Source organism: Streptomyces sp. NPDC127068 (assembly GCF_042724695.1).
Taxonomy (GTDB): Bacteria; Actinomycetota; Actinomycetes; order Streptomycetales; family Streptomycetaceae; genus Streptomyces.
The window spans coordinates 25619-47458 of the sequence record NZ_JBHXEN010000062.1 but is presented as its reverse complement, the minus strand read 5'-3'; the positions used below and the strand labels follow the sequence as shown (position 1 = coordinate 47458).

At 71.9% G+C, this 21840-nt stretch carries 21 protein-coding genes; 6 read left to right on the top strand and 15 right to left on the bottom strand.

The features are described from left to right. Positions 1–72: 72 nt before the first annotated feature. From ACFWIA_RS30250 to ACFWIA_RS30235, 4 genes are all read right to left on the bottom strand, one after another. Complete coding sequence (locus ACFWIA_RS30250; RefSeq protein ID WP_387010446.1) at positions 73–504, bottom strand: Fur family transcriptional regulator; 432 nt, start codon at positions 502–504, stop codon at positions 73–75. A gap of 216 nt (positions 505–720) precedes the next feature. Then, entirely contained in the window at positions 721–1599 is an 879-nt protein-coding gene (locus ACFWIA_RS30245) for a metal ABC transporter permease (protein WP_387010444.1), read from the bottom strand. A gap of 12 nt (positions 1600–1611) precedes the next feature. Then, positions 1612–2424: a metal ABC transporter ATP-binding protein gene (locus ACFWIA_RS30240; RefSeq protein ID WP_387010443.1), complete on the bottom strand. Its 813-nt coding sequence runs from the start codon at positions 2422–2424 to the stop codon at positions 1612–1614. Positions 2425–2515: 91 nt separating this feature from the next. Further along, the gene (locus tag ACFWIA_RS30235) at positions 2516–3619 is read right to left on the bottom strand and encodes a metal ABC transporter substrate-binding protein (protein WP_387010442.1); all 1104 of its coding nucleotides are present in this window, start codon (positions 3617–3619) and stop codon (positions 2516–2518) included. A gap of 347 nt (positions 3620–3966) precedes the next feature. Here ACFWIA_RS30235 and ACFWIA_RS30230 point away from each other — a divergent pair, with 347 nt between their 5' ends. The 3 genes from ACFWIA_RS30230 (at position 3967) to ACFWIA_RS30220 (ending at position 7909) form a co-directional block, all read left to right on the top strand. Next, positions 3967–5349: a glycine--tRNA ligase gene (locus ACFWIA_RS30230; RefSeq protein ID WP_387010441.1), complete on the top strand. Its 1383-nt coding sequence runs from the start codon at positions 3967–3969 to the stop codon at positions 5347–5349. 189 nt (positions 5350–5538) lie between these two features. Beyond that, complete coding sequence (gene hemC / locus ACFWIA_RS30225) at positions 5539–6477, top strand: hydroxymethylbilane synthase (protein ID WP_387010440.1); 939 nt, start codon at positions 5539–5541, stop codon at positions 6475–6477. A gap of 97 nt (positions 6478–6574) precedes the next feature. Continuing rightward, positions 6575–7909, top strand: coding sequence for a hypothetical protein (locus ACFWIA_RS30220; RefSeq protein WP_387010439.1), 1335 nt, complete (start codon positions 6575–6577; stop codon positions 7907–7909). A gap of 70 nt (positions 7910–7979) precedes the next feature. On the opposite strand, the gene ACFWIA_RS30215 is transcribed toward ACFWIA_RS30220, so the two are convergent. From ACFWIA_RS30215 to ACFWIA_RS30200, 4 genes are all read right to left on the bottom strand, one after another. Further along, positions 7980–9047, bottom strand: coding sequence for a hypothetical protein (locus ACFWIA_RS30215; RefSeq protein WP_387010438.1), 1068 nt, complete (start codon positions 9045–9047; stop codon positions 7980–7982). A gap of 152 nt (positions 9048–9199) precedes the next feature. Beyond that, positions 9200–10132, bottom strand: coding sequence for a hypothetical protein (locus ACFWIA_RS30210; protein ID WP_387010437.1), 933 nt, complete (start codon positions 10130–10132; stop codon positions 9200–9202). 84 nt (positions 10133–10216) lie between these two features. Beyond that, positions 10217–10441, bottom strand: coding sequence for a DUF397 domain-containing protein (locus tag ACFWIA_RS30205; protein WP_387010436.1), 225 nt, complete (start codon positions 10439–10441; stop codon positions 10217–10219). Further along, the gene (locus ACFWIA_RS30200; protein ID WP_387010435.1) at positions 10371–11264 is read right to left on the bottom strand and encodes a DUF5753 domain-containing protein; all 894 of its coding nucleotides are present in this window, start codon (positions 11262–11264) and stop codon (positions 10371–10373) included. Before ACFWIA_RS30200 ends, ACFWIA_RS30205 begins: the two co-directional genes overlap by 71 nt. Positions 11265–11383: 119 nt before the next feature. On the opposite strand from ACFWIA_RS30200, the gene ACFWIA_RS30195 reads away from it, so the two are divergent. Together ACFWIA_RS30195 and ACFWIA_RS30190 are read left to right on the top strand one after the other, a co-directional pair. After that, the gene (locus ACFWIA_RS30195) at positions 11384–11671 is read left to right on the top strand and encodes a hypothetical protein (protein WP_387010434.1); all 288 of its coding nucleotides are present in this window, start codon (positions 11384–11386) and stop codon (positions 11669–11671) included. After that, on the top strand, positions 11668–11808 hold the full coding sequence (locus tag ACFWIA_RS30190) for a hypothetical protein (RefSeq protein ID WP_387010433.1): 141 nt from the start codon (positions 11668–11670) through the stop codon (positions 11806–11808). The genes ACFWIA_RS30195 and ACFWIA_RS30190 overlap by 4 nt, the downstream gene beginning before the upstream one ends. Before the next feature lie 161 nt (positions 11809–11969). Here the strand turns inward: ACFWIA_RS30190 and tgmC are convergent, their stop codons facing one another. From tgmC to ACFWIA_RS30165, 5 genes are all read right to left on the bottom strand, one after another. Then, positions 11970–13166 (bottom strand): ATP-grasp peptide maturase system methyltransferase, encoded by a 1197-nt coding sequence (tgmC, locus tag ACFWIA_RS30185; protein ID WP_387010432.1) that lies wholly within the window; start codon positions 13164–13166, stop codon positions 11970–11972. After that, positions 13163–14119 (bottom strand): ATP-grasp ribosomal peptide maturase, encoded by a 957-nt coding sequence (tgmB, locus tag ACFWIA_RS30180; RefSeq protein ID WP_387010431.1) that lies wholly within the window; start codon positions 14117–14119, stop codon positions 13163–13165. The genes tgmC and tgmB overlap by 4 nt, the downstream gene beginning before the upstream one ends. Before the next feature lie 2 nt (positions 14120–14121). Then, entirely contained in the window at positions 14122–14394 is a 273-nt protein-coding gene (tgmA, locus tag ACFWIA_RS30175; protein ID WP_387010430.1) for a putative ATP-grasp-modified RiPP, read from the bottom strand. Positions 14395–14554: 160 nt separating this feature from the next. After that, on the bottom strand, positions 14555–15658 hold the full coding sequence (locus ACFWIA_RS30170) for a serine hydrolase domain-containing protein (protein ID WP_387010429.1): 1104 nt from the start codon (positions 15656–15658) through the stop codon (positions 14555–14557). Positions 15659–15900: 242 nt separating this feature from the next. Next, complete coding sequence (locus ACFWIA_RS30165) at positions 15901–16836, bottom strand: erythromycin esterase family protein (RefSeq protein WP_387010428.1); 936 nt, start codon at positions 16834–16836, stop codon at positions 15901–15903. A 231-nt stretch (positions 16837–17067) separates the two neighbouring features. Here ACFWIA_RS30165 and dusB point away from each other — a divergent pair, with 231 nt between their 5' ends. Then, positions 17068–18267, top strand: a complete 1200-nt coding sequence (dusB, locus tag ACFWIA_RS30160) for a tRNA dihydrouridine synthase DusB (protein ID WP_387010427.1) — start codon at positions 17068–17070, stop codon at positions 18265–18267. A gap of 73 nt (positions 18268–18340) precedes the next feature. On the opposite strand, the gene ACFWIA_RS30155 is transcribed toward dusB, so the two are convergent. Together ACFWIA_RS30155 and ACFWIA_RS30150 are read right to left on the bottom strand one after the other, a co-directional pair. Next, positions 18341–20314 carry a glycogen debranching N-terminal domain-containing protein gene (locus ACFWIA_RS30155; protein ID WP_387010426.1) on the bottom strand — a complete coding sequence of 658 codons (1974 nt, stop codon included), beginning with the start codon at positions 20312–20314 and terminating at the stop codon, positions 18341–18343. Further along, entirely contained in the window at positions 20307–21758 is a 1452-nt protein-coding gene (locus ACFWIA_RS30150; protein WP_387010445.1) for a hypothetical protein, read from the bottom strand. Before ACFWIA_RS30150 ends, ACFWIA_RS30155 begins: the two co-directional genes overlap by 8 nt. Positions 21759–21840 lie beyond the last annotated feature (82 nt).

Below are 21840 nucleotides of genomic sequence, written 5' to 3'. Positions count from 1 at the left end.
GTCGCCCTGCCGTCCCGTGCGGAGCGGCAGGGCGACACCGCACGGCACCACAGGACACGACGGGGCCGGGGGTCAGCCCTTTTCGGACGCTGCCCCGGCCTCCGCCGCCGCGCACTCCGCGCAGGTGCCGAAGATCTCCACGGTGTGCGCGACGTTCACGAACCCGTGTTCCGCCGCGATGGCCTCGGCCCACTTCTCGACGGCCGGCCCCTCCACCTCCACGGCCTTGCCGCAGGCGCGACAGACCAGGTGGTGGTGGTGCTCGCCGCTGGAGCAGCGGCGGTAGACGGCCTCGCCGTCGGAGGTGCGCAGGACGTCGACCTCACCGGCGTCGGCGAGGGATTGCAGGGTGCGGTACACCGTCGTCAGGCCGACCGAGTCGCCCTTGTGTTTGAGCATGTCGTGGAGGTCCTGGGCGCTGCGGAACTCGTCCACCTCTTCGAGCGCTGCCGCCACGGCCGCGCGCTGGCGGGTGGACCTGCCTCGAACCGGGGCTGTCACGATGGCCTCCTCCTGGTCTCCTGCCCGGCCATTGTGCCAGGCGTTGACCCCCCGGTGCGGTGCACCGGGCGGGCGGCGGACGCCGTCGCTCCGTCGGTGCGGGGTGATTCCTCCCGGTTCTGGTGGGGTGGCTCGTGTCGGTTCCCCGGGTGTGTGGGGGTTGTGTGGGTTCCCCCCGCGGACTTCGCCGGGGCCTCCCCTGCGGGGGTGGCGCCCGCTTCAGTGCGAGGTCGGGACCGCGCACTCCAGGGGGGCGCCGTCGGTGTCGGTGGGGGCCGCCTTGCGGGCGCGCCGGCGGGCCAGCGGTGCGGCCAGCACGGTCAGCGCGATGAACACGCCGATCGTCAGCAGCACGATCGTGGCGCCCGGCGGGACGTCCTGGTAGTACGAGGTGACGGTGCCGCCCAGGGTCACCGAGACGCCGATCGCGACGGCCACGGCGAAGGTGGCGGCGAAGGACCGGGTGAGTTGCTGGGCCGCGGCGACGGGCACCACCATCAGCGCGCTGACCAGCAGCAGCCCGACCACCCGCATCGCGACGGTCACGGTGACGGCGGCCGTCACTGCCGTCAGCAGGTTCAGGAACCGCACCGGCAGCCCGGTCACCCGGGCGAACTCCTCGTCCTGGCTGACCGCGAAGAGCTGTCGGCGCAGCCCGACCGTCACCAGCACGACGAACGCCGCCAGCAGGCAGATCGCGAGGACGTCCTCGGAGGACACCGTCGACAGCGAGCCGAACAGGTAGGAGTTCAGGTTGGCGTTGGAACCGCCCGGCGCCAGGTTGATGAACATGACGCCGCCGGCCATGCCGCCGTAGAAGAGCATGGCGAGCGCGATGTCACCGCGGGTCTTGCCGTACCAGCGGATCAGCTCCATGGTCACGGCGCCGAGCACGGCGACCGCCATCGCCATCCACACCGGCGAGGCGGACAGCAGGAAGCCGAGGCCGACCCCGGTCATCGCGACGTGTCCGATGCCGTCGCCCATCAGGGACTGGCGGCGCTGCACCAGGTAGATGCCGACCGCGGGGGCCGTGATGCCGACGAGCACGGCGGCGAGCAGGGCCCGCTGCATGAAGGCGTAGTCGAGGATCTCCATCAGCCGTCGTCCTCAGCTCAACAGTCCGGTGCGCAGCGGCTCCGGGCCGGGCGCGTGGGGGTGGACGTGGTCGTGGCCGGGCAGCGCGTGCTGACCCAGGGCCTTCGGGGGTGGTCCGTCGTGCAGGACGCAGCCGTCCCGCAGCACGACGGCCCGGTCGATCAGGGGTTCCAGCGGTCCCAGCTCGTGGAGGACCAGCAGGACCGAGGCGCCCGCCGTGACCTGCTCCCGCAGGGTCGCCGCCAGCACCTCCTGGCTGGTCAGGTCGACGCCCGCCATCGGCTCGTCCATGATCAGGAGCTCGGGTTCGGCGGCCAGTGCGCGGGCGATCAGCACCCGCTGGTGCTGGCCGCCGGAGAGCGCCTCGACGGGGTCCTTGGCCCGGTCCGCCAGGCCGACCCGCTCCAGCGCGTCGCGCACGGCCGTCCGGTCGGCCCGGCGGAGCAGCCCGAAGCGGGAGCGGGCCAGCCGCCCCGAGGTGACGACCTCGGTGACGGTCGCCGGGACGCCGCTGGCCGCGGTGGTGCGCTGCGGTACGTAGCCGATGCGGGCCCAGTCGCGGAAGCGGTGGCGGGGGACGCCGAACAGTTCCACGGTGCCGCCGGTCACCGGGACCTGGCCGATGACGGTGCGGACCGCCGTCGACTTGCCCGAGCCGTTGGCGCCGAGCAGTGCGACGACCTGGCCCCGGTCGACGGTGAGGTCGATGCCGCGCAGCACGGGGCGCGAGCCCAGCTCGGCGGTCACCCCGCGCAGGGCGATGACCGGGTCTCCGCTCGGGTGCGCGGGGTCGCCCGTGCCATGCGTGTGGTCCGTGTGGTTCACGGGTCCGCGTCCTTCCCGGCCGTCACGGCCTCGTTCGGTGTCCGGCACTGTCAGCGTGCCGGTGGCTCCGGGGCATTCCCGGGGCGGGTCGTCACTTGGCGCCGAGCGCGGTGCGCAGGGCGGTGAGGTTGGCCTCCATGACCTGGAAGTAGTCGTCGCCGCGGGACTTCTCGGTGATGCCCTCGATCGGGTCGAGGACGTCCGTGCGCATCCCGGTGTCGGCGGCGAGGGACTTCGCGGTCCGGTCGGAGACCAGGGTCTCGTAGAAGACCGTGTTCACGTCGTCGGCCTCGGCCACCTTCTGGAGTTCCTTGATCCGGGCGCCGCTCGGTTCGCTCTCGGGGTTGAGGCCGCTGATCGACTCCTCGATCAGTCCGTACCGGTCGGCGAGGTAGCCGAAGGCGGAGTGCGTGGTGATGAAGACCTCGGTACGGGTGTCCTTCAGACCGCTCCGGAACTTGGTGTGCAGTGCGTCCAGCCGCTTGACCAGCGCGTCCGTACGGTTGCGGTAGTCGGCCGCGTGGTCGGGGTCGGCCTTCTCCAGCGCCTTGCCGACCCCCTCGGCGACCTCCGAGTAGCGCACCGGGTCCAGCCAGATGTGCGGGTCGGGGCCGTCGTGGCTGTGGTCGTGGCCGTGGTCGTCGGCGTGCGCGTCCTCTCCGGCGCCCTCGTCGGCGTGCGCCTCACCGCTCTCGTGGGCGTGGCCCTCCTCGCCGTGGGACTCGTCCGCGTGGGCTTCGTCGCCGTCCTGGTGCTCGTGGCCGGGCTCGCCGTGCTCGGGGTGCTCGTCGGCGGGCTCCTCGGAGCGGGCGGCGCCGGTCTTCTCCAGGGAGGTGAGCGTCGTCGCGTCGACCTTCGTCCGGGCCTCGGACTGTCCGACCGCCTCGTCCACGGCGGGCTGGAGCCCCTTGAGGTAGACGATGAGGTCCGACTCCTCCATGGCGGCCCGCTGCCGGGCGCTGACCTCCAGGTCGTGCGGCTCCTGGCCGGGCTCGGTCAGGGTGGTGAGCCGCACGTGGTCACCGCCGATCTCGTCCACGAGGTAGCCGAGCGGATAGAACGAGGCCGTGACGTCGAGCTTGCCGTCGTCACCGGACGCGCCCGCGTCCCCGCAGCCGGTCAGGGCGGTCAGCGCGACCAAGGTGGCCGCGGAGGCCGCGACGGCGGTGCCGGGTATCAGGCGTCGTACGTTCATGACTGTCATTTTCAACAAAACTGGAAACGATTGTCAATAAACCGGCTAGTCGCCCACATCACTCGAACGAGATCATCCCGTCCGATCGGCGTACGCGACCCCGTTCCGGAGCCCTCCGACCGCGGCCCGTCACCCGGCCCGTCACCCGACGCGCCCCGAGTCGGCGCGGACCCCGACGCCGACCCCCGCGCGGACCCCGCCGGGGAGCCGGTGGACCGGCCAACGAGACTTGGCCGACCGGAGTTGGCCCGGCCCGTGCCTGCGCCGTAACCTTGGGCATTCGCTCGGAAGCATTCGCTTCGCGCCGTCGTCACCCCGTCGTCATCCGTCGTAATGAAGAGAGCACCGTGGCCGCCGACAAGATCGACACCATCGTCAGCCTGAGCAAGCGCCGTGGCTTCGTCTACCCGTGCAGCGAGATCTACGGAGGCCAGCGCGCCGCCTGGGATTACGGGCCGCTGGGCGTCGAGCTCAAGGAGAACATCAAGCGCCAGTGGTGGCGCTACATGGTCACGTCCCGTGAGGACGTCGTCGGCATCGACTCCTCGGTGATCCTCGCCACGGAGGTCTGGGAGGCTTCGGGTCACGTAGCCACCTTCTCCGACCCGCTCACCGAGTGCACCTCCTGCCACAAGCGCTACCGCGCCGACCACCTGGAAGAGGGCTACGAGGCCAAGCACGGCCGCCTCCCCGAGAACGGTCTGGCCGACATCAACTGCCCCAACTGCGGCAACAAGGGTCAGTTCACCGAGCCCAAGCAGTTCTCCGGCCTGCTCGCCACCCACCTCGGCCCCACCCAGGACAGCGGCTCCGTCGCCTACCTGCGGCCCGAGACGGCGCAGGGCATCTTCACCAACTTCTCCCAGGTCCAGCAGACCTCGCGGCGCAAGCCGCCGTTCGGCATCGCCCAGATGGGCAAGTCGTTCCGCAACGAGATCACGCCGGGCAACTTCATCTTCCGCACCCGCGAGTTCGAGCAGATGGAGATGGAGTTCTTCGTCAAGCCGGGCGAGGACGAGAAGTGGCAGGAGTACTGGATGGAGCAGCGCTGGAACTGGTACACCGGCCTGGGCCTGCGCGAGGAGAACATGCGCTGGTACGAGCACGCGCAGGAGAAGCTCTCCCACTACTCCAAGCGGACCGCGGACATCGAGTACCGCTTCCGCTTCGGCGGCAACGAGTGGGGCGAGCTGGAGGGCGTCGCCAACCGCACGGACTACGACCTGTCCGCGCACTCCAAGGCGTCCGGCCAGGACCTCTCCTACTTCGACCAGGAGGCCGGCGAGCGCTGGACCCCCTACGTCATCGAGCCCGCCGCCGGTGTCGGCCGCACGATGCTCGCCTTCCTCCTCGACGCCTACGTCGAGGACGAGGCGCCCAACGCCAAGGGCAAGCTGGAGAAGCGCACCGTGCTGCGCCTCGACCCGCGCCTCGCGCCCGTCAAGGTCGCCGTGCTGCCGCTGTCCCGCAACCCGGAACTCTCGCCGAAGGCCAAGGGCCTGGCGACCGCGCTGCGCCAGCACTGGAACATCGACTTCGACGACGCCGGCGCCATCGGCCGCCGCTACCGTCGCCAGGACGAGATCGGCACCCCGTTCTGCGTGACCGTCGACTTCGACACCCTCGACGACAACGCGGTCACCGTCCGTGAGCGCGACACGATGAAGCAGGAGCGGGTCTCCCTCGACCAGATCGAGGGCTACCTCGCCGCCCGCCTCATCGGCTGCTGAACCCTTCCGGGCGACGGGGTGAACCCGTCCGGTACGGGGACCGTTCCCCGTACCGGGTGAGCCCCGTCGCCGCTCCGGAACCACCGTGGACCCCGGCCCCGCACCCGCGCGGCCGGGGTCCACGCGTTCCGGCCCGTCACACCGGCCGCACCGGTGGGGGTCACGGAGATCGTCGGCAGGCCCTAGGGTGTGCGCATGTCCGCGCCCGAGCTGATCCGCATCGTCACCCGCGACTCCCCGATGGCGCTCGCCCAGGTCGAACGGGTCCGTGCCCTCCTGGCCGCGCACCACCCGGACGTCACCACGACGGTCGTCCCCGTGAAGACCACCGGCGACAAGTGGCAGGGCGACCTCGCCGCCGTCGAGGGCAAGGGGGCGTTCACCAAGGAGGTCGACGCGGCCCTGCTGAACGACGAGGCGGACGTCGCCGTGCACTGCGTCAAGGACGTGCCCGCCGACCGCCCGCTGCCCGCCGGGACCGTCTTCGCCGCGATGCTCGCCCGCGACGACATCCGCGACGCCCTGATCCACCCCGGCGGACTCACCCTCGACGCCCTCCCCCCGGGCACCCGGGTCGGCACCTCCTCCGTCCGACGCACCGCCCAACTCGCCCGCAGCCACCCCCACTTGCACTGCGTACCGATCCGCGGCAACGCCAACCTCCGGTTGGAGAAACTCGCGCACGGCGCCGCCGACGCACTGCTGCTCGCCGTCTCCGGACTGGAACGGATCGAGCGCACCGACGTGATCAGCGAGGTGCTGTCGCCCGAGGCGATGATGCCGCCCATCGGCGCCGGCATCATCGCCCTCCAGTGCCGGGAGGACGACCACGACACCATCGAGACGGTGAGCGCCCTCGGCGACCCGGGCACCCACCGCGAGGCCACCGCCGAGCGCATGTTCCTGCACGTGCTGCAAGGCCACTGCAACAGCCCGATCGCCGGCTACGCCTCCGCCCGCGCCGGTGAACTCTCCCTGCGCGCCTGTGTGTTCACCCCCGACGGCAAGACCATCCTGAACGCCCACGAATGGGCCGGCCGGCTCGACCCGGCGACGCTCGGGACCTCCGTGGCCGTCGCGCTGCTGCGCCAGGGCGCCCGGGACCTGATCGACGGCATCCCGCACTGACCGGGCGCCGCGGGGGCGGACGGCCCCGACCCGCGGAGCCCGACGGCCCGGCACGCACCCTGGTGGACCCCGCCGCCCCCACCTAGGGTCCAGGGCCATGACTACCAGCGAACGCCTCCCAGCGGTGCAGCGGGCGAGGACCCTGCTGCTGCTCCTGGTCCTGTCCGTGATCGCCGCGACCCTCACCGGCGTCCAGCCCGCCACCGCGAACGGGGCCGGCGCCCAGTCGACGACCACCCTGGACCCGCTGCCGGCGGCGCAGCGCGACACGTACAAGCTCCACCCGGCGCCGGCCGATCTGGACACCTACGGAGCGTCGATACGGGCCGTGGAGGCCACGGGCAACGTGACCCGCACTTCGCCGGCCGCGGTGGCCCTGTCGCGGCAGCACGTGGGGCGGGCGCTGTGCCACGGCACCGGACTGAACGGGGCCTACCTGTACGACGGCTTCTGTTGGGACGCAGGTGACGACGCCACCAGCGCCTGGTCCGGCGGCTGGCACCCCCAGGGCCTGACCGCCTCCCACGACGCCCAGCCCGGCGGCACGGTGGACGGCCACCACCTCTACGTCGCGTCCTGGTACTACGGCACCGGCGAAACGACCCGCGATCAGTTCGCCCGGGTCTCCTTCCTGAAGTCCACCGGAACCGACCGCAGTTACGGGCACGTCATGCTCGTGAAGCCCAAGAACACGGGCGCCAGCGCCACCTTCGAAGCGGTCACCAACGTCCACGCTGACGGCATGGTCTGGTACGGGAACAAGCTGTACGTCGCCAACGGCGGCGAGTTGCAGGTCTACGACACCCAGTACCTGTGGCGCATGGAGTCCACCGCGACCGACCGCGTCGGCATCGCGAACGGCGTCTCCTCGGCCCGCTACCACCAGTGGGCGCTGCCCATGGTGGCCCGCTACGTCACCGTCCCCACCGAGACCAACGTCCGCACCTGCGCCGACGGGAAGGCCTGCCTGGGCAGCCTGAGCCTGGACCGTAGCGGCCCCGTCGACCACCTCGTCTCCGGGCAGTACCTCACCCCCGGCTCGCGCACCGCCCACCTGGCCCGCTGGCCCCTGAACGACGCCACCGACCTGCTGGCCTCGGACAGCGGGGCGACCTTCGGCATCACCACGGCCACAGCCGTGTACGCGGTGCCACCGTCGGTCCGACGGGTCCAGGGCGTCGCCACGGACGGCACGCGCTACTACCTCGCCGGCCAGTGCCCCGACGGCTACATGGGCGACGCCAACACCAGTGACCCCCTCTCCTACTCGTGCATCTTCGAGTCGCTCCCGGGCGGCGTCCCCACCGTGCTCACCCGGTCGCCCACGCTGACGCAGAACCTCTCCTACGCCCCGTCATCGGGTCGCCTGTGGGGCCTCAACGAACAGACCAACCACCGGGTGGTCTTCTCGATCCTTCCCAGCGCGGTGTGACGGAACGCCGGTGACGAGTGGCCGTGCTGCCGGGGCGGGTACGGGGCACGGCCGTTCACGGAGGGTGCGCCTACGAACGGGACGCCGTCCCGCACTCCGCGTCGCCGGACGCCCGTAGGTGTTCGTCCATCGAGGTGCTGCGGTCGTAGGGGTCGACCCCGGGGCCGCCGGCCCCCTCGGTGGGCCGCGCGGTGCCGAACTCCGGGGTGAAGTGGCCGGTGGAGTCGCCGCAGCCGCCGTTGGTGCTGTCGAGCTTGTACGAGACGAGCGAGAAGGTACCCGGCTCGGTGATCACCTTCGCGGGATCGTCCCAGCTCAGCACCAGCTCGCGCCGCACGATCGTCCGCACGACCTCGTCGCTGCCCGCCGCCGGGGCGACCGGGTACACGTACGTGACGTCCGCGGTGACCTGGAGCGCACCCTGCTCGCCCTCCCGGTACGTCAACCGCCCCCGGGTCTTGACGACGTCCCCGACCGGACGGGTGTGCGCCGGGTCGAACCGGCTGAACAGCATCAGCGGGTCGTCCTCCTCGCTCGGCGCACGGAACGCGTTCTTCAGGAAGTCCTGCACGTCCTTCTGGTGCGGATTGATCAGCGCGGTGGCCCGTGTCGGGTGCTCGCCCCGCAACACCTGCGCGTCCAGGTTCGACACGTTCAGGAACTCCCGGGACCGGTTGAGGGCCCGCTCCACCTCGGCCTTGCCCATCCAGCCGGTCGCCCTGGCCGCGGGCACGGCGACCCCGGCCGCACCGTCCGCCCAGCGCGCCGCGGGCGACCCCTTGAACGGCTCGTCCAGCGTGGGGCGTCGGGCGTCCTCCAGCGGCGGCGGGTCGTTCGGACGTTCCGACTCCACGGCGAGCGGTTGCACGGTCTCCTCGTCGCCGAACCATCCGCTGCTCAGCCCCGGCACCAGCGCCACGACCAGCACGGCGAGCGCGGCCAGTAGCCCGGCCACGTACCAGCCCGTGCGCCGCTTCGGCCGGGCCGGCGTGTACGTGCGCCACGGTTGCGGCGGTGCGGGTTCGTCCCGTAGGCGTCGCGTCACCTCACGGGCCCGTGCGGACGGCTCCTTGGGCGCGTCGTCCGGCGTACCGTTCACCGACTCCCGCAGGAACCGGTCCCATTCGTCGTCGGGCACGGACGAACCGCGCTCCTCCCCACCCGCGGCCACACCGAGCTCCCTACTTACCCCGACCAGCGTCGCAGCCCCTCCCCAGGACCGTCACGGCATGATCGCACAGCGGTTCTCCCCGTCCGGGACCCCGTCGCCCGGGTGCGACGCCCGGGAGTTCAGAGTGTCGTGTCGATGCGAGGTGCGCACGCGTCGGCGAGTTCACGCAGTTCGGCCCGTGCCTGAGCGACGGAATCGGCTCCGAGCAGGGCATCCGCAAGAGCCATGTTCACGAGTCCCTGCAACCGGTGCCTGTTGGGGATCGGGAGCAACGACGTGCTGTGGAGGGGAAGCCCGGTCTCGATGCGGTTGCCCAAGGTGTGGTTCAGTTGCATCCACTCGGCCCGCGCGCTGCTGACGCGGGATTCCCGCTGGTCGGCCGTTCCCGATGCCAGGGTGTCGAGGGTCAGCACGAGCGAGTCGGCTTGATGGCTGATCTGCGTGCACAGCTTCCTCGCACGGGAGTGGACCTTCAGCGAAGCTCCGCCCGCAGTGAGGAAGATGCCCGTCACGAAGGTGAAGTTGGCGTTCTGCTGATCGGGTGCCGTTCGCGTGCTCGTGCAGAAGAGGATCAGCGCGATCGATGCTGCCGCGATGGCGATGACGCGGAAGGCCACCCGAGTGGTGATGCGCGCATGCAGGTGTTTCAGGGGAATGGGATGACTCCCGTTCCCGCCGGCAATGAAGTAGTTGCCGAATGCCACAAGTGCGAACAATGCCATGGCTGCCGCTCGGTCCACGAAGAGCACGAGGACGGCACATGCCGTGAGTCCCAGGTATCCGGAGATCGATCCGATGGTCCGGAGGGTGAACAGACGGCGCCTGGCGCGCGGCGAGAAGCGATTCGTCACTTCATTGGCCAGCAGGATGAAGGCGACCAAGGAGACGAACCAGCAAGCGAGCAGTGCCCACTGCACGGTCGGCGAGTCTCCGTAGCGCGGGAACGCCATGCCGCTGAGGAGGTAGGCGGTGCCGGCTGCGCCGATCGACCACACCCGAAGCGTGAGGGGGATGCGCTCCACCTGTGCCTGGAGTCGTTTCGCTGTACGCATGGCTTCATCGACGGCGCGAAGGCCGAGACCGGTTCCGGGACCTGCGCCCTCGGTGACCCGGGCCCCGTTGTTCGCGGTGCGAGGTCAGCTGGTCAGTGGGTCGCCCGTCCGTACGGCTCCGAGGAACGCGGTCCACGCGGCGTTCCTTACGAGGAGCACGGGGCCGTGCGGGCGCTTGCTGTCGCGTATGGGGATGCTCGCGTGGTTGCCTCGTCCGACTTCGAGGCAGTCTCCTCCTTCACCATTGCTCAGGCTGGACTTTCGCCAGTTGAAGGCTTCTCCCCCCGAGGTGTGGCGAATCGCTTGCACTTGGCGTGGCCTCCAGCAAGTGTCTGAGGAACTGAGCGGACTCCCCGGGAGGTAGCGCGGCGTCTCGCAACAGGTCGTAGGTGAGGTCAAGCTGCTCCACCCGATCCGGTTCCTCGACGAGATCCATGGCGCGATTTCCCTCCATGTAGGCGATGAGCTTGCCCGTCCGCAGCCGCAGCAGAGTGAGCGAATCGCCCAACAGTCCGTGTAGTCCGGCGGAGAAGGGCAACACTTGAATCCGGATGCTAGGCACCTTCGTGGCCTCTATCAGCACCCGCAACTGCTCCTGCCAGACCTGGTCGTCCTTGGTGGGCCTGCGCAGGACTGATTCGTCCAGGATTGCACGGTAGTGCTGCGGGTGGTTGCCGAGAACCATGGCCTGGCGACCCAGCCTGACCGCGATGAGGCGTGCCCGGTCCTCTTCGGAATGACTCAGGTGCGTCCCCATGAGTTCCTGCATGTAGCCCTCAGTCTGGAGAAGCCCGGGGATGGTGCTGAACGAGTACTGCTTGCGACTGGTGGCCTGCCGTTCGCGCTCCATGAACCGCTGGTACTTGTCAGGGTGCGCCTCGTTCTTGGCCAGCTCCCACAGCTCCTGCAAGTGCTGTCCGGTGCCGTAAACGGCGTCCAGCGCGGCCAGCACCTCGGGAGATCCGCTGCTCTTGCCGGTCTCCAACTTGTGGAGATACGCGCGGTCGTACGTGGTCAGGTCCGACAGCGCCCCGAGGCTTTGCCCTGACGCCGCCCGCAGGCGTGCGAGTTCTGCGGCGAGGATTCTCTTTGCTGAGGCGCATCCGACCATCGCGGACCTGTGTGCAGGCATCGCAACCCCCTCGTTGCAGTGGAACATCCGGCTACGGCCGACCTCTTCCGACCCTACCGGCCGCCTCGGACACTCGTAGCCGTACGACTACCAAGGGCTACGAAAGGGAACGGCGTTCCATGACCGCGCAATCCACCCCCATCGGCATCACCATCCTCCGGGCGCCCGGCGAGCCGATCCACCGGGTCATCAAGGGCGACGCCCCGGACATGGTCTTCCTCCCGTTGCTGGTGGTGCAGGGGGACACCCCCGTCCCCGCCGGAACGGGGCTGATGCTCACCGAGTGGGAGGCGTTGCGACTGGTGGACCAGCTGAAGGACGTGCTCCAGCGGGTCCGGGTGGGCCGCCTCACCACCGTCATCGGTCCGGTGAACCGTCACGAGACGGAAGCCGCGGGCGAGCAGTGAGGCGGCACCGGCGGCGCGGCACGTTCTGGCGGGGTGTCGCCCGCAACCTGGACGCCCTGGTGCCCCTGTCCCTCTTCGTGGTGGGCGCGGTCGTCATCCTGGGGGCCTACCTCGTACCCGGCCGGTGCCACCGGTGACGGAACCGCACGCGTGCCCCCACTGCCGGGGGTCCGGCACCGTACTGGCGGGCTCGAACTCCGGGCCCTGCCGCCCGTGCCCGTGCCGCCGCTGCCACGGCACGGGCGTCTACGTACGGGCCCGCGACCCCGCGGTGACGCGGGGCGGCCCATCCTCACCTTCAGGTGGGCAGGGTCCAGCTGGGCCCGGTCGGGATGTCGAGACGCACCGTCTGTTCGGCGGGCGTGGCGGCGACGGTGAAGGCGGTCTGGGGTGGTGAGCCGGCCGCTTCCCAGACGTCGATGGTGGCCTCGATGTCGTCCCAGAGCCGAGCCGGACCGCCCTGGCGAACGTGGTACCCGTCGCCGCCGTCATCGGGGGTGAGGGTGGCGAAGGAACCGCTGCCGACGTCGATGGCGTGCGCCAGCCAGGGCCCGCCGTCCACGCGGGTGGAGAGGTGCTGGGCTCCGGGGGCGGCGAGCTGGGCGAGGAACACCTGGCTCCAGTTCCTGAAGACGTCCCGGCCGTGGCGGGCGGGGCGTTCGTCTGCCGGTTGCCGCAACAGGGCGGAGAAGTCACCGAGGTCCGGGGCAGCGTGGGGGCGGGCGATCATGAAGGAGACGGCGCCGGGCAGGAAGTGGCCCTCGGCGGTGCCGTTCTCACCGACGGCGAGGCGTACGAGGCCGGAGCCGTGGAGCCAGCCGGACACGGTGGTGAGGATCGTGCCACCCGGTTTGACCTGCCGGAGCCAGGCGGGCGGGATGGTGCGTACCGAGCAGGTGGCGATCAGGTGGTCGTACGGCGCACCCTCGGGGTCTCCTTGGAGGCCGTCGCCCTGGATCAGCCGGGGTGTGTACCCGGCTGCGGTGATCGCGGTGCGGGCGCGGGCGGCGATGGCCGGGTCGTACTCGATCGAGGTGACGTGGTCGCTGCCGAGGCGGTGGCTCATGAGCGCGGTGGAGTAGCCGGTGCCGGTGCCGATCTCCAGGACCCGGGCGCCGTCCTCGGGGTCCAAGTCTTCCAGCATCCGTACGACGAGGCCGGGCAGGGTGGACGAGGAGGTGGGCTCCCCGCTGACGGGGCCGTCGACGTCGCCGGGGTACAGGCCGCCGTCGAATTGGGTGACCAGGGTCTCGTCGGCGTACACCTCTTCCAACCAGGCACCGGGGTCTTCCGCGTCGGGTAGCGCTGGGGTCCACACGGTCCCCTGGGGCCCGTCGCCGCGGCGGAAGAATCCGTCGGCGACGAAGACCTCCCGGGGGACCGCGGTGAGCGCTGCTCGCCAGGGGGCGGAGCGTAGTACGCCGGTGTTCTCCAATCGGTCTGCGAGTTCCTCGCGTAGCCGCGCGGCGTGCTCGTCGTGAGCGAGGTCGGTCATGCGGGGAGTCCCTTCTCCAGTACGTCGGCGAGCGCGGCGGCGATGGCGGTGCGGGTCCCGTGGTCCACGAAGGCCCACTGCCCGTTGGGGTTGATCTCGTACATCCACCAGCGGCCATCTTGGCCGAGTCCGAAGTCGAAGGCCCCGAAGACCAAGCCGAACGCGGTCAGGAACTTCCCGATGCCCTCGCGGACGTCGGCGGGCACGTCGATGGGATCGAACGTGATCCGGTCGTAGTCCCAGCGCCAGTCGAGATGGTCGCCGTCCACGGTGATCCGGCTGGCGAACAAACGGTCGTCGACGACGGCGATCCGGATGTCCGCGACCTTGTCCACTGCTTGCTGGAAGAGGTGGGGACAGGCCGCGACCCCGTCGCCGATCTCGTCCGGATCGACCTGCCGGACCCAGATCGTGCGGTGCTCGCCGGCCTCGACGTAGGGGGTTGATCGCAGCGGCTTGTAGACGACGGGCCCGTACTCCTTGGCGAACCTGCGGGCCTCAGCGGGGTCGTTCGTGATCAGGGTCGGTGGAACGAACAGGCCGGCGCGGGCGGCTTCGGTGATCTGGCGCGGCTTGTACCCGGCGGCCAGGTTCTGGTGGGGATGGTTCACGTAGAGGCAGTCGAGCGCCCCCAGGATGCCGCCCAGGCCGTGCCGGGCGTGAGCGGTGACGAACGTCCGCTGCTGGGAGTCCAGATGTTCCGGCGCGCTGTACGGGGACGGCCTGCGGTAGTAGACGGAGCGCACGTCGCCGAGGTCGAGGGGACGGCCGTCGGCTGCGAGGGGACCTCTCCACTCATGTCCGGGCAGTGCGAGCGCGGAGAAGGCCACCGGGTCCGTTCCGGGGTCGAGCCGAACGACGGGGACCCGACGCTCGTTCAGCTCGGTGATCACCCAGTCGGCTGTCGGGTCGGCCAGTTCCGTGAGCACCACGACGGGTCGGTGGGTGCTCATGATCAGCTATCGGACTCGTCCTGCTCCGTCCGCTGATCGTGATCTTCGTCGTAGGCGCCCGGGCTGGCGCCGTCCCCCGGGTTGGTGGTGGTCGCGGTCTCCACGCCGTGGTGAGTCGAGTGTTTGCCCATCTCCACCCGGCGGCCCTCTGCGTCCTGGTAAATCGCGGTCTGGGTGTCCGGATCCAGCCCGACGAGCGTTGCTGTCTGCTTGCTCAGCGTCGGGTAGGGCTCCATACGCGTCAGCCCCCACGGCACGACGGTCTGTCGGCTCATGCGTCTCCTCAGGCCAGGGCTTCTCAGAGTTGCTGCATTATCCGGGCGCGCCGAACCGTTCGCCAGAACAGGGGGGCGTTCTCGGACACGACCGCCAACCCCTCGCACGGGGAAGGCCCGCGCTCCGACGTGTGGTCGGGGCGCGGGCCGGTCCTCACCGTCAGGACGTGTGCCGGTGCACCAGTGCGCTGATCGTCGCCGCCGTGGCGAAGTCCGCGCCCAGCCGGTTCTTGGTGACGGCGAACGAGACCCCGGACACCGTGTCGCCGCAGGCGAAGCTCCCGCCCACGCCGCCGAGGCCGAAGGTGGTCATCCGGGGCTCGGGGTCGGTGTCGATCGAACCGAGACCGTAACCGAGCGCCCAGGTGCTGGGCATCCCGAACACCTCGTCGGGGCCGCTGACCGCCTGCTGCGTGGCCTCCCGCAACCGCGCCTCGGGGATCAGCCGCACGCCGTCGACCTCACCGAGCAGCGCCGCGTACATGCGGGCGATGGCCCGGGCGCTGGTCTTGGCGCCGGCCGGGATGTCGGCGGCGAGGACGTCGGTCCGGCTGCCGAACGCGGCGTCGGGGAAGGTGTGCAGCGGCCCGGCCTTGAGCATCGGGGTGTCCGGCGGGAGCTGGCTCATGTCGAACGTCGAGGGGCCGTCCTCCAGCACCGCGAGCCGGTGGTGTTCGGCGGCGGGCATGCCGAAGTACAACTCGTCGGCGATGCCCAGCGGTTCGGTGATCTCCGTGCGCAGCACCTCGGAGATCGTGCGGCCGGTGGTGCGGCGGGTGATCTCACCGAGCAGGTAGCCGAAGGTGTAGGCGTGGTAGCCCATCTTGGTTCCGGGCTCCCACCACAGTTCGGCGTCCGCGAGGGCCGCGCACATGTGGTCCCAGTCGCAGAGCTGCTCCACCGTGGTGTCCGGGGGGATGCCGGGGACGCCCGCCGTGTGCGTCAGGACGTGGCGGACCGTCACCTTCTCCTTGCCGCGGGCGGCGAACTCGGGCCACAGTTCGGCGACGGGCGTGTCGTAGCCGAACAGGCCCTTCTCCACCAGGAGATGGGCGATCGTGGCGGTGGCGCCCTTGCCGATGGAGAAGTTGTAGAACGGGGTCCCGGGCGTGACCTCGCGCCCGGTGGCCGGGTCGGCGACCCCCGCGACGGCCTCGGCGATCAGCTCGCCGCCCCGGTAGACGGCGACCTGGACGCCCCGCTCGGCGTCCTTCGCCACCAACTGGTCCACGGTGTGCTGGAGTTCGCTTTGAAGGTCGGTCATCGTGCCGCTCCCTGTGATCGTGCTCGGTGGGCCCCGTCACGGAACCCGGCCCCGTTTCTCTGAGTAGTGACCCTAGAACGCACCGGAACTCATCGGCGGGGCTGAATCCCGTCCCCCTCGGTCGTGCGCCGGTCCTGACCGTTTCGGGGTCCGTGCTGGTCAGGCGGGTGGGCCGGAGGTGTGAGCCGAGAGTGACGGGGGCCGTCGGGGGGAGTCCGGCCGGCCCTGGCGGGTTTACGCCGTTAGCCTGGCGTGCGCGTCGGGGAGAGGATGCCGGCCGGGGTGACCGTCCGGACGTGGAGGACGGCGTCGAACCAGTCGGTGAGCGCGCCGCCGGTCACGTGGTGGTCGGCGTCCTCGGTCGGGTCGTAGCCGGGGCCGATCATGCGGGTGCTGGTCGGGGCGGTGAGCCAGGTGCGCACGGCGGGGGGAGCGTCGGTGCGCAGATCGAGGAGGTAGGCGTCCGGTCCGGCGCTGCCGAGGACCGCTTCGGCGTACTGCGCCGGTGGGTGGGGGACGGTCGCGGGGAGCGTGCCGTGGTGGAAGGTGAGACCGAGGGAGGCGTATCCCGTTCCGAAACGTTCGCGCAGGTGGCTGCCCGCGTTCCGGTGCCCGGTCGGGGCGGCCGGGGTGCCCACCGCGGTGTGGGCGAGGCCGCCCCAGTAGACGATCTTGTCCCCCGTGCGTTCGTGCCACTGGATCGCCGCCGCGGCCAACGTCCACTCGATCCCGGCCATGCCGTCCAGCGCGGGGACGGGGCCCGTGACCGTGGACCCGGCGAACCGGACGGGGTCGTCGGGGTGGCGGAGGTTGAAGGCGCGCATCCAGCGGACCAGGTCGAGGATCTCCGCGGTCCGCCAGAAGGAGCGGGCCCCGGCGAGCAGCGCCCGCGGGTCCCCCGCCCCGGTACTGACGTACGCGTCGAGCCCGACCCGCGTCGCGTCGTCGCCCTCCAGGGCGAGCGAACGGAACCCCCGCTCCTCGACCAGCAGCCGGACGATGCGGTGCGCGAGGGCGGACAGTTCGTGGGTCTGACGGGCCGCGGCGCCGAGGGCCACCACCTCGGCGTCGCCCACCAGGTCGGCCAGGGGGAGGAGGTCGGTCGGCGGGGCTGCGGGGTCGAGCGTGGTGAGGGGGTGGGCGTGCTGCCCGATCCACCGGGTCACCTGGTCGGTCATGGGGCCTCCGCACGTCGGGGCGGGGGCGCCGGGGGCGCTCCCCGGTCGGGCTGGACCCCGCAGGCGCAGCCTCGGACGTGAACCGAAGTTGAGGTCAAGCCCGGGGGAGGGAGAGGGGTGACCGGGCGGGCGGGGTGGATAGTGCGGCTAACTAATTACCCGGGAGGGGTGTGGGTGCGCGACAATGGGGGGATGCCCGTGTCCCCGTCCCCCTCGATGGCTGATCCCGCGATGACCTCTTCCGTGTCCTTGCCCGCGCCCGCCCGCACCCCCGCCGCCGTGCCTGGCGCCCCCGCCGCCTCCGCGCCGGGTCTCGCCATCGGCCCGTACCCCGTGACGCCGCCGGTGGTCCTCGCCCCCATGGCGGGCATCACCAACGCGCCGTTCAGGACGCTGTGCCGGGAGTTCAGCGGCGGCAAGGGGCTGTTCGTCAGCGAGATGATCACCACTCGGGCGCTGGTCGAGCGCAACGAGAAGACCATGCAGCTCATCCGGTTCGACGCCAGCGAGACGCCGCGCTCCCTCCAGCTGTACGGGGTGGACCCGGCGACGGTCGGCAAGGCGGTCCGGATGATCGCGGACGAGGGCCTGGCCGACCACATCGACCTGAACTTCGGCTGCCCCGTCCCCAAGGTCACCCGCAAGGGCGGCGGCTCCGCCCTCCCGTACAAGCGCCACCTGCTGCGGGCGATCCTGCGCGAGGCGGTGACCGGGGCCGGGGACCTGCCGGTCACGATGAAGATGCGCAAGGGCATCGACGACGACCACCTCACCTACCTCGACGCCGGACGCATCGCCGTCGAGGAGGGCGTCACCGCGATCGCCCTGCACGGCAGGACGGCTGCCCAGCACTACGGCGGCACCGCCGACTGGGAGGCCATCGCCCGGCTCAAGGAGCACGTGCCGGAGGTCCCCGTCCTCGGCAACGGTGACATCTGGTGCGCCGAGGACGCCCTGCGGATGGTCCGCGAGACCGGCTGCGACGGGGTCGTCGTCGGCCGCGGCTGCCTCGGCCGGCCCTGGCTCTTCGCGGACCTCGTCGCCGCCTTCGAGGGGACGGGCGGCCCCGCGGCCCCCTCGCTCGCCGAGGTGGCCCGGGTGATGGTCCGGCACGCGACCCTGCTCGGGGAGTGGCTGGGCGACGAGGCGCGCGGCGTCATCGACTTCCGCAAGCACGTCGCCTGGTACCTGAAGGGCTTCGCGGTCGGTTCGGAGATGCGCAAGCGGCTCGCGATCACCTCCTCGCTCGCCGAGTTGGAAGAGGGCCTCGCCGAACTGGACCTCACCCAGGAGTGGCCGCTCGGCGCCGACGGTCCCCGGGGCCGCACCTCCGGCAACAACCGAGTGGTGCTCCCGGACGGCTGGCTGAAGGACCCGTACGACTGCGCGGGCGTCAGCGAGGAAGCGGAACTCGACACCTCCGGCGGCTGACGGACGGGCGGGCGCGCCCGTGATCCGCTGCGCGCCCCCGACCCGCTACCCCTCGCCTCCGCCCCCGCGCCCGCTACCCCTCGCCCCGCACGGCCGTGAGCAGCGCCAGCGGGGTCGCGGCCGACCGGGACTCCCGGACGCAGGCGTGCGGGTACGGGACCGGCACCGGATGGGTGTCGCGGGAGTAGCCCGCCAGCACCTCCGGCAGCCGGTCGCCGCCCGCCCGCGCCGCCGCCAGCACCCCGCGGGCCACCGTGCGGGCCTCGTCGTGCAGCCCGTAGCGGGCCAGCCCCAGGGCGATGACCGCGTTGTCGTGCGGCCAGACCGAACCCCGGTGGTACGACAGCGGGTGGTACGCGGGCTGCCCGGCGGCCAGCGTCCGCACGCCCCAGCCGGAGAAGAAGTCGGGGGCGAGCAGCCGCCGCCCCACCACCTGTCCGTGGTCCTTGTCCAGCAGCCCCGACCACAGCAGGTGCCCCGCGTCCGAGGCGAGGGCGTCCAACGGCTCGCCGTCCCCGTCCAGGGCGAGCGCGGGGAAGGCGTGGCCCGCCATCCAGAAGTCCCGCTGGAACCGGTCGCGCAGGTCGTCCGCCGACCGGGTCAGTCGGGCCGCGAAGTCCTGGTCGTCCCAGACCGTGCGGGCCAGCCGGGCGGTCCTGCGCAGGGCGTCGTACGCGTAACCCTGGGCGCCCGCCGCCCGCACCGGACCCGTCGCCCGGGTGCCGTCGGCGCGACAGATCGCCCCGGGGGAGTCCTTCCAGTTCTGGTTGGCGAGCCCGCCCTCGTCCGCGCGGTAGACGAGGTAGCCGTGCTCGGCCAGCCCGCCCCGGTCGAACATCCAGCCGACGGCGGCCCGCGCATGGCGTTCCAGGCGCCGGGCGAGCGTCCGGTCACCGGTGGTCTCCGTGTACGCGCCGAGCAGCACCAGGAACAGCGGGGTGGCGTCCACCGAACCGTAGTAGCGCCCGTACGGGACCTGCCCGAAGTGCGCCAGCTCCCCGTGCCGCACCTCGTGCACGATCTTCCCCGGCTCGCCGGCGCACCGGTCCGCTTCGCCGGCCGGCCCCGGGTCCGCGGTGCTGCGGGCCGCCTGGGTCGCCGCGAGTACGGGCAGGGTCGCGGCGGCCAGCGCGGGCAGGTACGGCAGGGCGAACAGCGAGGTCAGCAGGGCGTCCCGGCCGAGCATCGCCGAGAACCAGGGCACGCCCGCGGCCGGTACGCGCAGCTCCTCGCCGTCCGGTCCGGCCGCCCGCACCCGGAGCACCGCCAGATCGGCGAGGCCCTGGGCGCAGGCGTCCGCCAGCTCCGGCCAGTCCGGGTCGACCGCCAGGGTGCATCCGGCGGCCAACTCCTCGCGCAGGGTGCGCAGTTCCGCCGCCACGCCGGCCGGTGAGGCGGGCACCCGGGCGGTGTCCGGGGCGCCGTGCGGGCGGGCGGTCACCCGCAGCAGCAGTTCCGTCGTGCCGTGCGGCGCCAACTCCAGCTCCCACACCAGTCGGCGGGCCCCGGTGCCGGTCTCCTCCACGGCGTCCGGCGCCGGATCGCAAGCGACCTCCGTACGGGACTCCCAGTCCCCGCGCCGGTAGCCGAAGACGATGCCGTCCTCGGTGGCCTCCCGGGTGCGCACGGCGCCCGTCTTCGTATACGTGCGGTGGTCCCGGCGCAGCTCGAACGGGTCGCTGAAGTCCACGTCGACGGTGAGGGCGAGCCGTACCGTCGTCGGCACCGGACGGTTGCTCACCACCCGCACCGACTCCACGAACCCGTGTTCCGCCACGGCCTGTTCGCGCAGCACCGTGCAGGACGGCGGTTCCTGTCGGCCGCCGCGCGGCACCAGTACGCAGCGGGCGGTCTCGCCGGAACCCACCGGGGCGAGCACGGTGAGCACCGCCCCGTCCACCGTGAGCTGCCAGCGGCTCAGGTGCCGGGCGTCCCGGACGAACAGTCCGTCCGGGGCGCTGCCCGCGTGGACCCCGGTGATGTCTCCGCCGGACCCCACGGCCGCGAACGCGCTGCCGTGCACCAGCACATGATGCCGGTCACTCATCGTCGGCCTCCTCCTTGGCGCCGTCGTCATCCGTCTCGTCGCTCGCGCCGCCGTCGGCGCCTTCGGGGGTGCTGTCGGGTGCGGTCCCGGTCCGGACGAGGTCCAGGGCGAGGGCCGCCGTCCAGGAGAAGCCGCGCGCCCCGCACGCCCGGCCGGTGTGCGGGTCCACGTACTCGGCGAAGCCGGAGGCGTCCGCGGTCGTCACCAGCGCCGCCCGCAGCGCCCGGGCCTCGGCGTGCTCCCCGTGCACCCGCAACCCGCGCTCCACCAGCCAGTTGACGTTGAACCACGCCGGCCCGCGCCAGTACCGGTGCGGGTCGAAGGCCGCACCGGTCAGGTCGTAGCTGGGGACCAGCCGCGCCGCGCCGCCCAGCCCGAAGCAGGGTCCGCGGGCGGTGCGCAGCAGCCCGGCCACCACCGGGGCGGGCAGCGCGGGCAGCACCAGCGGCAGCAGACCCGTCACCCCGCGCTCCGGGACCAGGGTGTCGGTACCCAGGTCCCGGCAGAGGAACTGCTCCCGCTCCGGGTCCCACAGCCGTGCGACGAGGGCGGCCGTGAGGCGTTCCGCGCGCTCGTCGCGGGCGCTGCCGCCGAGGCCCAACTCGGCCGCGATCCGGGCGAGTGCGTGCTCGGAGGCGATCAACAGCGCGTTGAAGGAAGGGTCTTCCACCGCGAAGGCGTCGAACACCGGGCGGGTGTCGGCGTAGTGGCGGTCCCGGTAGTCGGCGGCGAGCCGTACGTACCGCCCGTAGTCGAGGTCGGTGGGCCGGTCGTCGGGTGCCCCGTGGTCGAGGTCCGCGCGACGGAACGAGCCCTCGGGCGCGGGGGTCACCCGGGACAGCGGGACGTCCCAGCAGGGGCTGTTGTCCATGCCCTGCTCCCAGGGGTGCACCACCGCGGCGAGGCCCCCGCCGCCCGCGTCCCGGCGGCCGAGCAGATAGCGGTGCCAGGCGGCGAGCTTCGGGTACGCCCGGGACAGGAACGAGCGGGAGCGGGACAGCTCCGGGTCCGCGCAGTGGGTGAGCCACACGGCCAGGGCGTGCACCGGGGGTTGCACCAGACCGGAGGTCTCCACGGTGCGCGGCGCCCCCGCCGCGCGGCCCGCGGTGGACGAGCGCCAGAACCCGGGGCCGGGGAAGTAGGCGGCCGGCGGCACCGCCGGGTTGAACACGATGTGCGGGACGCGCCCGTCGGACCACTGGGCGCGCAGCAGCGTCTCCACCTCCCGCTGGGCCCGCCGGGGCGCGACGTGGCGCAACCCGATCGCGATGAACGCGGAGTCCCAGGACCACTGATGGGGGTACAGGGCGCGGGAGGGCACGGTTGACGCGCCCGTCCAGTTGCGGTGCAGCACCTGTGCGGCACGGCGCGCGACCCCGGCGGCCGGGAGGGCCCCGGGTGCGGGGAGGAGGGGCGGCGGGGTGAGCTGGGTCGTGCGGTACACGAAGGTCTCCCGGTCCCAGGGGACGGTCACGGCCGGTCGGAGCCCCGACCGGGCCGCAGGTGGCGGGCGCGGCGCTCGGCCG